The 13,561-nt window shown below is 51.5% G+C and carries 10 protein-coding genes and 3 pseudogenes; 6 read left to right on the top strand and 7 right to left on the bottom strand.

What is annotated here, in order from left to right; all coding sequences use genetic code 11:
- Positions 1 to 307: 307 nt before the first annotated feature.
- From malE to malG, 3 genes and pseudogenes are all read left to right on the top strand, one after another.
- A pseudogene (gene malE / locus KQP84_RS24630) lies at positions 308 to 1,497 on the top strand (maltose/maltodextrin ABC transporter substrate-binding protein MalE).
- Between the two features lie 57 nt (positions 1,498 to 1,554).
- Positions 1,555 to 3,093: a maltose ABC transporter permease MalF gene (gene malF / locus KQP84_RS24625; protein ID WP_215848681.1), complete on the top strand. Its 1,539-nt coding sequence runs from the start codon at positions 1,555 to 1,557 to the stop codon at positions 3,091 to 3,093.
- A gap of 9 nt (positions 3,094 to 3,102) precedes the next feature.
- The gene (malG, locus tag KQP84_RS24620) at positions 3,103 to 3,993 is read left to right on the top strand and encodes a maltose ABC transporter permease MalG (RefSeq protein WP_215848680.1); all 891 of its coding nucleotides are present in this window, start codon (positions 3,103 to 3,105) and stop codon (positions 3,991 to 3,993) included.
- Between the two features lie 116 nt (positions 3,994 to 4,109).
- Here malG and KQP84_RS24615 read toward each other — a convergent pair whose 3' ends face one another.
- Complete coding sequence (locus KQP84_RS24615; protein ID WP_215848679.1) at positions 4,110 to 5,021, bottom strand: LysR substrate-binding domain-containing protein; 912 nt, start codon at positions 5,019 to 5,021, stop codon at positions 4,110 to 4,112.
- Between the two features lie 99 nt (positions 5,022 to 5,120).
- Here KQP84_RS24615 and KQP84_RS24610 point away from each other — a divergent pair, with 99 nt between their 5' ends.
- Positions 5,121 to 5,894, top strand: coding sequence for a 2OG-Fe(II) oxygenase (locus tag KQP84_RS24610; protein ID WP_215848678.1), 774 nt, complete (start codon positions 5,121 to 5,123; stop codon positions 5,892 to 5,894).
- Here KQP84_RS24610 and KQP84_RS24605 read toward each other — a convergent pair.
- Entirely contained in the window at positions 5,891 to 6,979 is a 1,089-nt protein-coding gene (locus KQP84_RS24605) for a DUF2817 domain-containing protein (RefSeq protein WP_215848677.1), read from the bottom strand. The genes KQP84_RS24610 and KQP84_RS24605 overlap by 4 nt on opposite strands.
- Before the next feature lie 5 nt (positions 6,980 to 6,984).
- Positions 6,985 to 7,760, bottom strand: a pseudogene (locus tag KQP84_RS24600) (transporter substrate-binding domain-containing protein).
- Between the two features lie 248 nt (positions 7,761 to 8,008).
- On the opposite strand from KQP84_RS24600, the pseudogene KQP84_RS24595 reads away from it, so the two are divergent.
- Positions 8,009 to 8,403: pseudogene (locus KQP84_RS24595) on the top strand (VOC family protein).
- A gap of 253 nt (positions 8,404 to 8,656) precedes the next feature.
- Here KQP84_RS24595 and KQP84_RS24590 read toward each other — a convergent pair.
- The gene (locus KQP84_RS24590) at positions 8,657 to 9,508 is read right to left on the bottom strand and encodes a helix-turn-helix transcriptional regulator (RefSeq protein WP_243079151.1); all 852 of its coding nucleotides are present in this window, start codon (positions 9,506 to 9,508) and stop codon (positions 8,657 to 8,659) included.
- Positions 9,509 to 9,608: 100 nt separating this feature from the next.
- On the opposite strand from KQP84_RS24590, the gene KQP84_RS24585 reads away from it, so the two are divergent.
- Entirely contained in the window at positions 9,609 to 10,784 is a 1,176-nt protein-coding gene (locus tag KQP84_RS24585) for a YbfB/YjiJ family MFS transporter (RefSeq protein WP_215848676.1), read from the top strand.
- A gap of 79 nt (positions 10,785 to 10,863) precedes the next feature.
- On the opposite strand, the gene KQP84_RS24580 is transcribed toward KQP84_RS24585, so the two are convergent.
- From KQP84_RS24580 to KQP84_RS24570, 3 genes are read right to left on the bottom strand one after another with little or no spacing between them, the layout of a single operon-like run.
- Complete coding sequence (locus KQP84_RS24580) at positions 10,864 to 11,727, bottom strand: PfkB family carbohydrate kinase (RefSeq protein ID WP_215848675.1); 864 nt, start codon at positions 11,725 to 11,727, stop codon at positions 10,864 to 10,866.
- Between the two features lie 2 nt (positions 11,728 to 11,729).
- On the bottom strand, positions 11,730 to 12,587 hold the full coding sequence (locus KQP84_RS24575; protein WP_215848674.1) for a MurR/RpiR family transcriptional regulator: 858 nt from the start codon (positions 12,585 to 12,587) through the stop codon (positions 11,730 to 11,732).
- Positions 12,587 to 13,558, bottom strand: coding sequence for an ABC transporter permease (locus KQP84_RS24570; protein ID WP_215848673.1), 972 nt, complete (start codon positions 13,556 to 13,558; stop codon positions 12,587 to 12,589). The genes KQP84_RS24575 and KQP84_RS24570 overlap by 1 nt, the downstream gene beginning before the upstream one ends.
- Positions 13,559 to 13,561: the final 3 nt, after the last annotated feature.

The following is a 13,561-nucleotide window of genomic DNA, read 5'->3' as shown; positions in this document are numbered from 1 at the left end:
CGACCACTATGGGCAAGGAAACAACCGGCAACATCCTCCATAACAGGTGTGAAGACTGGGGAGGAGTCGGGAGGAGGAGAAAGCGGGCACGTCACCGTTGTTCAAGTGAATGAAGCCATTTTTGTGATCGCAGCCGCAGACCGAAGGTGAGTTTTTTGTGCGCCTGACCGGTATAACGGGTTCGTTTTGCTAAGCCGATCACAGCTTGGTTGGCGAAGGCGTAGAGCGTAGGAGGATGAGAAGTCGAAGCAGATAAACACAATGTAGCGGGTAGAGCATTTACCGCTTCCGCTAAAAGGATAGAGTTATGATGATGAAAACCGGCACCCGAATCCTGGCACTTTCAGCCCTTACGGCCGCACTCTTCTCGGCTTCCGCCGCGGCAAAAATAGAAGAGGGAAAATTGGTTATCTGGATCAATGGCGACAAAGGTTATAACGGACTCGCCGAGGTCGGCAAAAAGTTTGAAAAAGAGACCGGTATTCAGGTGACGGTTGAACATCCTGACAAGATGGAAGAGAAGTATTCGCAGGTTGCCGCCACGGGTGATGGCCCAGACATCATTTTTGGGCGCACGACCGCTTTGGTGGCTATGCACAATCTGGCCTGCTGGCAGACGTTTCTCCCGATAGCGCTTTTCAGGAGAAGATTTTCCCCTTCACCTGGGATGCCGTTCGCTTTAACGGCAAACTGATTGGCTATCCGATCTCCGTAGAAGCGCTGTCGCTTATCTACAACAAAGACCTGTTGCCAACGCCGCCAAAAACCTGGGAAGAGATTGCGGGCATCGACAAGAAAATGCGTGAAAAAGGCAAAAGCGCCATCATGTTTAACCTGCAAGAGCCCTACTTTACCTGGCCGCTGCTGGCAGCAGGCGGCGCTTACGCCTACAAGCCCACCGATGGCGGTTATAACGTGAAAGATATCGGTGTTGATAATGCCGGTGCCAAAGCGGGTATGCAGTTCCTGGTTGATCAGGTGAAGGCAAAAACGTTGAATGCGGATACCGATTACTCTATTGCTGAAGCAGCCTTTAACAAGGGCGAAACCGCGATGACCATTAACGGTCCGTGGGCGTGGAGCAACATTGATAAAAGCGGCATCAATTATGGCGTGACGCTGCTGCCATCGTTAAAAGGCAAACCATCAAAAACATTCGTCGGCGTGCTGAGTGCCGGTATCAATGCTGCGAGTCCTAACAAAGAGTTGGCGAAAGAGTTTCTTGAAAACTATTTGCTGACCGATACGGGTCTCGAAACCGTCAATAAAGATAAGCCGCTGGGTGCAGTCGCGCTGAAGTCCTATCAGGAAAAACTGGAGAAAGATCCCCGCATCGCCGCCACCATGAACAACGCGCGCAGCGGTGACATCATGCCAAACATTCCCCAAATGGCCGCCTTCTGGTACGCCATGCGCACCGCCACACTTAATGCGTTCAGCGGCAGGCAAACCGTTGATGCAGCGCTAAAAGATGCCCAAGCGCGTCTGAACAAGTAATCCTCTCCTGGAGCCGGAATTGTCCGGCTCATTACCGCTGTTAAGGAAAACCGAATCATGTCAGGAAAACCGAAAGCGAGGCGGCACAGCGCAGTGCTGAAGGGCTTACTCGTCGGGATCTGCTGTCTGCTGGTCGGCTATCTGCTGATTTTAATGTATGCCCAAGGCGAATATCTGTTTGCGCTGCTTACGCTGATTGTCAGTGGACTCGGCATCTGGATTTTTTCCAATCGCCGCGCCTATGCATGGCGCTATGTTTATCCGGGCATTGCCGGGATGGCGCTGTTTGTGCTTTTTCCCTTGGCGTGTACCGTCGCTATCGCATTTACCAACTACAGCAGCACCAACCAGCTTACTTTTGAGCGCGCGCAGCAGGTGCTGTTGAGTCGTCAGTATCAGGCCGGTAACGCGGTAAATTTTTCACTGTTCCCTTCCGGGGATCGCTGGCTACTGGTGCTGACAGACGGCGAAAATGGTCAAACGTTTGTTTCTCCACCTTTCACTTTTGGTGAAAAGCAGCAGTTAAAAATGACCATCTCGACGCCGCCTACAGGTGAACGCGCAACGCTGCGTACCATTACCGGTAATCGACAAGCGTTGAGCCAAATCAGCGCTGAACTGCCCGATGGTCGGCAGCTCGTCATGAGTTCGCTGCGCCAATTCTCAGGCACGCGACCGCTTTATGTAGAAAGCAGTAACGGCGATTTAAAAAACCAGCAGAGCGGCACTGTTTATCGCCCTAACGCTGAGAGCGGCTTTTATCAGGTGTTGAATGCCGATGGCAGCTGGGGCAGTGAGAAATTGAGTCCCGGTTATACCATCAACACCGGCTGGCAAAATTTTCTGCGCGTCTTCACTGACGAAGGCATTCAAAAACCCTTCCTCGCCATATTCGCCTGGACGCTGATCTTCTCGTTGCTGACAGTGGTTCTCACCGTCGCGGTTGGCATGGTTCTGGCTTGCGTGGTGCAATGGGAGGCGTTGAAAGGCAAAGCTATCTATCGCGTCATGCTGATTTTGCCTTACGCCGTGCCGGCGTTTATCTCCATCTTGATTTTCAAAGGGTTATTCAACCAAAGCTTCGGTGAAATCAACGTGATGCTCGACGCCCTGTTTGGCTTCAAACCGGCCTGGTTCAGCGATCCTACGCTGGCACGCGCCATGCTGATTTTGGTGAATACCTGGCTCGGCTATCCCTACATGATGATTTTGTGTATGGGACTGTTAAAAGCGATCCCGGACGATCTGTATGAAGCCTCCGCGATGGACGGGGCTGGACCGATGCAAAACTTCTTTCTCATTACCTTACCGCTGCTGATTAAACCGCTGACGCCGCTGATCATCGCCAGCTTCGCGTTTAATTTTAATAACTTCGTGCTGGTGCAGTTGTTGACCAACGGCAGCCCCGATCGCCTCGGCACCACCACACCAGCGGGCTATACCGATTTGCTGGTGAACTACACCTGGCGTATCGCCTTTGAAGGCGGCGGCGGGCAGGACTTTGGTTTGGCTGCCGCTATCGCGACGCTGATCTTCCTGCTGGTGGGTGCGCTTGCGGTGATAAACCTGAAAGCAGCACGCTTAAAATTTGATTAAGGAGCAGTTATGGCAATGGTTCAACCTAAATCGCAGCTGCTGCGTCTGCTGCTAACGCATCTGCTGCTGCTGACCTTCATCGCCGCGATTCTGTTTCCGCTGATGATGGTGATTGCGATCTCGTTGCGTGCCGGTAATTTTGCGACAGGCAGCCTGATCCCGGATCAAATCTCGTGGGAACACTGGAAGCTGGCATTGGGCTTTAGCGTGGAGCACGCTGATGGACGCGTCACACCGCCGCCCTTTCCGGTGCTGCTCTGGCTTTGGAATTCAATAAAAATTGCTGCTATTAGCGCAATTGGCATTGTGGCTCTTTCGACCACCTGCGCTTACGCCTTTGCTCGAATGCGTTTTACCGGCCGCGCCAGCTTGTTAAAAGGGATGCTGATTTTTCAGATGTTCCCCGCCGTACTGTCACTGGTGGCTATTTATGCGCTGTTTGATCGCTTAGGACAGTATCTGCCCTTTATCGGTTTAAACACCCATGGCGGGGTGATCTTCGCCTACCTTGGCGGCATCGCTCTGCATGTCTGGACCATCAAAGGCTATTTTGAAACCATTGATGGATCGCTTGAAGAAGCGGCCGCCTTAGACGGTGCCACGCCGTGGCAGGCGTTCCGTTTGGTATTGCTGCCGCTTTCCGTGCCGATTTTAGCGGTGGTGTTTATTCTGGCGTTTATTGCCGCCGTGACTGAAGTGCCGGTTGCCTCGCTATTGCTGCGCGACGTCAACAGCTACACCCTGGCGGTGGGGATGCAACAATATCTCAACCCGCAAAACTATTTATGGGGCGACTTTGCCGCAGCTGCGGTGCTCTCCGCCATTCCGATCACACTGGTTTTCTTGCTGGCTCAACGCTGGCTGGTAAGCGGCCTCACTGCAGGCGGTGTGAAAGGCTAACGATCATCATTGTGTTATTGCCACTGCTTCCTCAATGCTCTCTGTGATTGAGGTTTTCGGCGGCCTTCGGGCCGCCTCTTTTCTTTTCAGCCATTCGGCTTTTATTCCCACAGACATCACGTCGCGCGCTCTGCTGCCAGCTGCGTCAGCCAGGATATCATCGCTTCGCTGCCAGGTTGATTCAGTGTTCGTTGCGGCCAGGCGAGCATATAAGGTTTGCTGAGCGGCAGGCTCATCTCGTCAATGATCACCAGATCCCCTCGCGACAGCTCAGCTGAAATTAATCGCCGCTGTCCTAATAAAACGCCCGCACCCGCGACTGCCGCATCAATGGCCAGCGACGTCAAATTAAAGCTGAAAGCGGGCTGCGGCGAAGGTTCAGGCACGCCTCTGGCCTGAAACCAGCTGCGCCAGTCAGGCAAGAATCGTCCTTCGTTTCCCCAGTCGAGGTGAATTAAAGGGGCATGCTTGAGTAATGCCGCCTGCGGATAGCGCGTTAATAACAGCGGGCTGGCGACAGGAATGACCTCATCAGTAAACAGCCATTGCCTGTCCAGTTGCGGATAGCGATCCTCGCCAAAGCAGATAACAAAATCAGCAGGCGTGGCGGTGAAATCCACAGGTGCATGGGTGCCATGCAGACAAAGGTCAACCGTTGGGCAATGTTCACGCCACTGAGATAACTGCGGCATGATCCACTTTGACGCCAAGGCAGGCAGCGCATAGAGCGTAAGTTTCGGCGTGGCGGCTGCATGTCGAATGTTCTGCTGTCCAAGGTGCAAAATATCAAAGGCTTCTGTGACGTAGCGCAGATATTCTTTACCGGTTTCAGTGAGCATGACGCCGCTTTGCGTCCGTACAAACAGCGTGCTGCCGAGTTGCTCCTCAAGCTGTCGAATTTGCTGGCTAACGGCTGCGGGCGTCAGCGCCAGTTGTGCCGCTGCTTTTGCCAAACTTCCTAGCTCGGCGGCCACTTTAAAGGCGTGAATAACACTAATTTTGGGTAAACGCGATGTGTGCATAGGCATTAAGTTATCCTTATCAAAGCGTTAAATTTTTATCGTTATTCGGCATTGGCTTAGCGGGCTACAGTAAGTTGAAACCTGCCAACCAAGAGAATTGCACCCATGCCTGGATCACTTGTACGTTTGGACCTGCATCCTTTGGATGACATCGAATGGCGTCGTTCCTGCCGCGAGCAGCTCAACACGCAAGGTGCGCTGGTACTGCGCAACTTTTTGCAGCCTGAGGTGCTGGCGGCAATCAAGGCGGAAGGCGATGCACAGCGCCATCTGGCTTACCATACTGCCAGCAAACATAACGTTTTTCTGATGAAACCCGATGCCGATTTTAGCGCCGACCATCCTCGAAATCGTGACGTGATCAGCACCAAAGGGTGTATCACTGATGATGTCATCGCGGCCGATTCACCGTTACGTCAGCTCTATAACAATGACACGTTTAAGGCTTTCCTCTGCGATGTGCTGGGTGAAGCTGCGCTTTTTCCTTACGCCGATCCTTTATCATCCATCAATCTTCATTACGCCCCGCACGGACAGGAGTTGGGATGGCACTTTGATAATTCATCGTTTGCCATCACGCTGCTGGTACAAAAACCCCGTGGAGGCGGCATTTTTCAATACGTGAAGGATCTTCGAAATGCCGACGCGGGTGAGATGAATTTTAACGGCGTTGCGGCGGTTCTGGATGAACGCCAGGCCGTTGATGACCTGGCGATTGAAGCGGGTGATTTGGTGCTGTTTCGTGGCCGTAATTCACTGCATCGCGTAACACCAACTGAAGGCGACATCACCCGCATGCTTGCCGTCCTGGCTTATAACACGCAACCTGACATTGCCCTGTCAGAAACCGCTCGTATGACCTTTTACGGGCGACTTTAAGCGGTGGGTGTGCCGGTTAAGGCACGCCAACCTCGACGGAAAATTTGCTGCGTACGAAACGCCACTAATGCCTGCCAGTCATCATCGGCAGGCCAAAATCCTTCAACCAGATCGCGCTTAATGTCACGGCCTTGCGGGCTGTATGGGTTTCCATACAGATGCAGCCAGTGATCCTCACGTACCCGCCGATGCATATCCTCGCCTGAATACGTACCGCATTCAATAACCAGTGGAAGCATTCGCGTTTGCGGCAGCGATGTCAGCAAATATTGTGACAGGTAGCCTGTCGCGGTAGCCGTAACGCCAGTGACACTGTCACTATCTTTGCCGGTGAGCAGCAGCGTCAGCCATTCTCCATAGATCTCTGCCCCCCAGCTGTGCGCAGCAACGCGCTGTTCGGCAATTGAAAGCAGCATCGGGTGCCCCCAGGCGCCCGCCCCGGTGTGAAGATCAAAGCTGAGGAGGGTTTTGGCTTCGCTAAGGTGCGTTGCAATAATCTTTTGCATCGTCAAACAGGACCAACTTGGCCGTTCGCCGCCATAAAAGAACCCGGTCGGTTCGCTGTATTGTCCCGCCTCTACCACCGGTTTCACGGCTGACCAGCCAACGGTTTCCAGCGCGGCTGCCAGTTGCCGGTCAGCACTGGCTCGCTCGCCGTGATAAATGCTGTGCCATTGCCCATATTGGGCATTTACAGGTGCGGGTTGACTGAAGTCGATAAAGTTTCGGTTCAAATCAATATTGTCTTCATTTACCCGCCGCAAATGCGCTGCACCCCACGGATTCAGCAGATGAATAAATACCAGCGCGGTATCAGCTTGCAGGGTCGTAACATCCAGTGCATCAAGCCAGCCGATTTGGCTGTCTGAACCGTAATAACCTTCAACACCGTGTGTACCAGAAATGATCAACATCACGCGGCTGGCCTGTGCACTGCCAATTAGCGCAACATCGGTATAGAGCGTTTCATTGTTGGGGCCAGAAAGTGGATGTGGATACGAAGTAAGCGTGCCACTTTTACGTTCTACCGCAGCGATAAAACGCGCCCGCTGCACACTGTATTGAGGTAATTCACGTTGTGCCATCGTCGTTAATCCAGTGGGTAGACATCAAAATTGAAGTATTTTTTTGCTAACTGATCGTAGGTTCCGTTTTTATGCAGCTCCGCCAACGCCTGATTGATCAATTGCTGATTTGCGGTGTCACCTTTGCGTAATGCAATGCCGACACCATCACCAAAGATCTTGTTATCAATGATGGTGGCTTTAATCGCGTAATCTTTACCTTCCGCTTTGCTCAAAAACCCTGCTCAGCCGATACCGCATTGGTCAGGCTTCCATCAAGACGTCCTGCAATCAGGTCGGGATAGACCTCCATCTGATTAGCATAAGAGACCACTTTTACGCCTTCAGGTGCCCACTTGGTTAACGCGTAGGTTTCCTGGATCGTACCTTGAGCGACACCAATGCTTTTGCCGCGTAAGGTGCTGATATCGACAGTGAGTTTGCTGGCTGAAGGTGCAAGTAATGCGCTTGGCGTGTTGTAGAGCATGTCGGTGAACAGGACCTGCTGGCGGCGTTTGTCCGTCATCGACATCGCCGAGAGAATGGCATCAAACTTTTTCGCCTGCAGTGCCGGGATGGTGCCGTCAAAGCCCATTTGAACCCATTCGCATTTCACCTTGGCCTGCTTACACAGGGCATTACCCAGATCGATATCGAAACCTTGCAATGAGCCATCGGATGCTTTTGATTCAAACGGCGGAAACGTGGGATCTACGCCAAAGCGTAAGGTTTGCTGTGCAGATGCCGCACAGCTGAACGCAGCAAGTGAAAGCATTAACAGGGCGGACAGGCTCTTGTTCATCATTAACTCCGGGCAGGTGAAGTTGGAAAAAGCACAACGAGTTAATAGCATGGTGCTGTGCGCTCCACCAGAGAATATGAGGCTTAAGGTCAGAGTAAATTATTATGAAAGAGAAGGAGTTAAGTAAATTTAACAGTGGGATGAAGCTGCGGTTGATGCTAAATGTCCTGTTTTGATTTTTGATTCTATGCTGAACATATTCATTACCTTGTCATTTCGGGGTAAACGACACAAAGGCGGAGATAAATATGAAGTTTGATCACTTACGTATTGCCAGGCCGGTCAGCGAATTAGAGAGAAGTTCTGGCATGTATTGCAGAGGGCTTGGCCTAAAAAAGTGGGCGAATTCAGCGATCATGACGGTTTCAGCGGATGCATGTTGGGCCGCGATGATTTGTCCTGGCATCTGGAATTTACGGTATGCCATAGCCACCCTATTCTTCCTTCACCTTCACAGGAGGATCTACTGGTGCTTTATATCCCCGATAAAATCGACTGGCACAACGCTTGCGCCAGAATGGACGATGCGGGCTTTTCCCGATTGGGATCGTTCAATCCTTACTGGAACAATAACGGCGTGACCTTTGTGGACGTTGATGGTTATCGCGTTGTGCTGCATAACGCAGCATGGGGTTCGACTTAAGCGGTTTTAAGGCATGATTAACACGGCTTAACGTGCTTAATAGTTTTTCTCACTTTTCTGCCCTACTGCTTATGTCAAAGGCATTGGCAGTCAGCCGAGGCGTCGGGCCGATTATCACTGAGCATCGGGCTATACGAAGCACAACGGCCCGGTCTGACAGGACGCCAACAACGTTAACTCTCTGCCGGCGTCTTCGGTGCGCCTGGGCGCGCTGAACAGTAATCCGGCATTCTGAGCGCAATACAGGTCGTCGTCAGGCGTTTTTACCCGCTGGTTTATGATCTTCAAGATAGAAAATAAGATAGATTCCCGGTGAGTTTTCGACTTCTAACGAGGTATAGGTGTAACGAGAAATACTGCCTTTATCATCAATGATGGCTTTATTACCGGCACCAATGCGGCTTACATCGTGGAAATCCCACATTTCACGAAATTCATCACTTTTCTCAATCAGCTCAGTGATTATCGACTCGAAGTTTTCCGTAAAGCGCTCTGCGACTTGATAGGCTCTGAAAGCCGCAATGGTGTGTCTGGCGGCCTTTTCCCATTCAAAAATCTTTTTACGGTACGCATCGCTAAGGAACATCAGTTTCAGTGAATTTCTCTCGGCAGGCGCAATTAAAGACCAGTCAAAAATCTGGGTTGCCGCTGCGCGGTTCCAGTAAAGGATATCCATGTTCGCACGCCGGACAAAGGCAGGGTGCGGATGAAGGGCATCCACCATAGCGATCACTTCAGGTGAAAGTTCAGCGTTATCCTCATTAGATGCCCCGCCACCGAAGACAATGGCATTGAGGTATTGCTGTTCAATCATCGTCAGTTGAAGCACTTTACCAATACGCTTGAGAGCCGCAGGCGAAATGCTGATATCTCTTCCCTGTTCAAGCCAGGTATACCAACTGACGCTCACTGCCGCCAGCTGTGCGACTTCCTCTCTTCGCAACCCGTCAACACGTCGATTCTGCGCGCTGAACCCGAAATCAGCCGGATTCAATTTCGCCCGGTGTCTGACGAGAAAATTTTTGATATCTGCGTTTCTTGACATGCTCACTCCTGGGTATGACCTGAAGTCATAGGATAACCCGCCCTCTTTTTCGCCAGGCATACAGCTTTTATGATGCCGCAAACTTTGCTGATAAGTCCCGTTTTCAACACGCTAAATTCGTTTTTTATCAATGCCGTTAGACAATCTACTGGAAAATAAAATGAGTACGAGCAGCACCAGCAGTATTAAAACCATGCTTACTGGCCTCCTGACACTGGTCACTGTGATGGGAATTGGGCGATTTTCTCTAACACCGCAAATCCCGGTGATGATGAATGATGGTTATCTGACACTTTCGAGTGCGGGGATCCTGGCTGCCATGAATTACATCGGTTATTTGGTGGGAGCGATTCATGTCAGTCGTATTAAGCACAGCCATGCGCAATATCTAAAGGCGGGTATCATGGCGACGGTGCTGGTTACGCTACTTTCTGGCACCACCGGTTCGTTTGCGATTCAGTGCTTGTTCCGCCTGATTGCCGGTGTCGGTGGCGCATGGGCGCTGATCATCGTGACCGCATGGACGCAAATGACGCTGGCTGGCAATAACGCACCTCGCCTCTCTGCCGCGGTATTCACCGGCCCCGGCGTGGGTATCATGTTATCCGGGATATTGGCCTGGTTGATGGCAACGTATCATTTTCACTCCTCCGCCTCTTGGTATGTCTATGGTGCGGTCGCGCTGATCGTGAGCTTACTTATTAGCCGGAATCTTCCCGCTGAATTTGGCGCCGCTAAATCGCAGGTCACGCATCATGAACCCATCAGCGCCAATTTGAAAAAGTTGGTGGTGATCTACGCTCTGGCCGGCTTTGGTTACATTTTGCCAGCAACGTTTTTGTCTCAGATGGCGCATAGCGCCTTTCCTGACGGCAATCAGGCGGCCTTTTTCTGGCCGCTGTTTGGCTTGTCTGCGGTTGCAGGCGTTGCGCTGATTATTCTTTTTTCAGCGCGATTTAATACGCAAGTCAGTTTAGCGACAGCGATGATTTTGCAGGGACTGGGCGTGGCCGCAGCGGTTGTCGTGCATAACGCGGCAGGCTTGCTGATTTCAACGATTTTGACCGGATTGGGATTTCTGTCGATTATGCAGCTGACGATGCGCTTTGCGCGTGAAATATCATCAGGATCCGTGGCAAAAACCGTCGGAATTTTAACCTCGGGCTACGCCACCGGGCAGCTGGTCGGGCCGTTGGTTTCATCAGCAAGCGTTGCGCTCTTTGGTTCTTTAAACGAGGCGATTGTACTTGCGGCGCTTTGCCTGATTGCGGGCGGATGTAGCGTGATGTTGCTGATCAGGAATCCTCAGCCGCTCGCAGCGCAGGGTCAGCGCTAAGGTTCTGTGTTAAAAAAGAAGCCGCTGTTCACATTCGCGAGCGGCGGCTTTGTTGTCTGTTCTGTCATCGGTTAAGGGTTCAGGCCATTTTCTGTGAAACGTGCAGCGCCGCAGCATCATTGGCTTTAGCGACGGCATGGGCCAGATTGCTGTCGAGGCTCAACGCCTGACACAACACGCCCATAAAGCAGTCTCCCGCACCGTGCGTGCTCACTAAAGTAATCTTTTTGGCTGGCAAACTGTGGCTGGCTTGCCCCGCCTCAATAAAGGCCACGCCATGTTCACCCGCAGTAACCACCACGCTGGAAAAACGCGTAGCGAGCGTTTCCGCTGCGAGCACTGCTGAAGCTAAATCATGCACGGTCACATTGCTCATATCTCGCGCTTCAATGGCATTCACCACCAGCAGATCAATGCAGCCCTCAAGCTCAGGTGTGAGTAAGCGTGCAGGTGCCGCGTTAATGCAAACCGGGATATTCCGCTGCTTTGCTGCACGTGCAGCGTGTAAGTTGACCGCTTCGGGCACCTCATTTTGCAGCACTAACATCGTTACATCTTGCCAAAACGCCTCGTTGTCGAAGGTTTCTGCTGCGATGTGCTGATTGGCATTCGACACGACGACCGCGCCGTAATCACCTTCGGCGTCGGTGATCGCCACGCTCATGCCTGAAGGAATATCGTTAATCACGGCGACAGCATCGGTGTTAACGCCCGCCTGCCGTAATACATTGAGCAAAAATTTTCCCTGCTCATCTGCACCGACCGCACCCGCAAAAGCGACGTCTGCTCCTGCTCTGGCGGCAGATACCGCCTGATTCCCACCTTTACCGCCAAACTTATAGCGGCAAGCGCTGCCCATTACGGTTTCGCCTTTTTCCGGGCGATGATGGGCATCCAGCATAATGTCGTAATGCAGGCTGCCGGTGACAACAATTTTACTCATGGTTAGAATTCCCGAAGGTCCTGAACCGCATGCTGTGTTTTCATCAGGTTTCTCTCCGCTCGCTTGAGATCTTTTTTAGCGATGGCCACAAACAGTGCATCCAGAATATTAAGCTGGGCAATGCGTGACGCGGCATTTTCACCTAACAGATGCGATCCCTGAGAGGTTGAATTGAGCACGACATGCGCGTGGCGCGCAATGGGCGACTCGGCGTAATTGGTTAAGGCAATCACTTTGGCACCATTACGCATGGCCAGTTTCACGGGATCATTTACCGCGCGCGTGGCACCCGAGTGACTAATGGCGATGACAACATCATCGTCAGATAACACGGCAGCGGACATCAACATAATATGGGCGTCATCGTAGGCCGTCGATTTAATGCCAATCTTAAGCATCTTATGCGATAAATCTCGGGCTACCGTGGCAGAACCGCCCACGGCATATAAATCGATGTGACGCGCTTTAAATATAATGTCCGCCGCACGGTTGAATTCAGAAATATCAAGAATCGACATGGTTTCTTCGATTGCCTGAATAGACGTTCTGAATACTTTTGCCAGCAATTGCTCCGAAGAATCATCAGGCTCAATTTCAGCATGCAATCCTGCCACTTCAGATTCGTTGTAATAAACCAGACTGCTTCTGAAGTTTCTAAAACCGGTGAAGTTAAGTTTTTTAGTAATCTTAACAATCATCGCTTCCGAGACATTATTTTCCTGCGCGATCTCTTTTAAAGATGTTTGCTCAGTAATGTCAGTTCGGGCAGTAATTGCCTCAACCACTCGTCGTTCTAAGGGCGTGAGTTGGGGCAAACGCATACGGATTTGAGCACCAATGGCTCGCGGATCTTGCTTCATTATTTGCCTCGGGTCGCTCGGTCAATCAACATCGCTATGATAATAATAAGGCCAGTCGCGAGCAATTGGTAAAAGGCCTGAATATTTAGCAGAGTCAATCCATTACGTAACGCACCCAAAATAATGACGCCGATGATGGTGCCAAACACACTGCCTTTGCCACCCATCAAAGATGCGCCACCAATGGCCGCAGCGGCAATCGCATCCAATTCCCATAAATTACCAATTGTCGGTTCGGCTGCGCCTAAACGTCCAATTAGAATCAGCGAGGCCAACGAAGCCAGCATGCCAGAGATGATATACACCGTGACTTTGGTGCGTTTAACCGGCACACCCGCAACACGCGCCGCTTCTTCATTGCCACCAATTGCCAGAATATATTCACCCAGCGGGGTTTTGTTCATCACGGTCCACAGCACCAGCGCAATCACCGCAACAATCACAATCGGCGTTGGCACACCCAACAGCGTACTGTTGATAATGCTACGAAATTCCATGGGAATGCCGAAAATCAGGCTGCCGCCGGTATAAATCAAGGCGATAGCACGGAACAGCGACAAGCCGCCTAATGTTACGATAAAAGGCTGCAAACCGGCGTAAGCGATCAGTGTGCCGCTAAAGATCCCGCAGATTGCACCAATTCCCAAGGTGGCCATAACGGCCAGCGGCACCGGCACGCCTGCTACCATCAAGGTTGCGCCTAATACGGCAGAAAGTGCCGCCGTTGGCCCGACGGATAAGTCGATTCCGCCCGAAATAATCACCAGCGTCATGCCCAATGCAATTAAGGCGTTGATCGAGGATTGTTGTAAAATATTAAGCAAGTTTGGCACCGTAAAAAATACCGGTGACAAAAATGAGAACGTAACAATAATAATTAATAATCCAATCAAGGTACCGGCATCGCGCACATTAAACTTAAACAGCGACGATGAGTGCGGAACAGCCCGATTATTTGTTTGTGTCATCATGTT

Source organism: Candidatus Pantoea bituminis (assembly GCF_018842675.1).
Taxonomy (GTDB): domain Bacteria; phylum Pseudomonadota; class Gammaproteobacteria; order Enterobacterales; family Enterobacteriaceae; genus Pantoea; species Pantoea phytostimulans.
The sequence above is the reverse complement of the archived record's forward strand: the minus strand, read 5'-3'. Positions and strand labels throughout refer to the sequence as shown.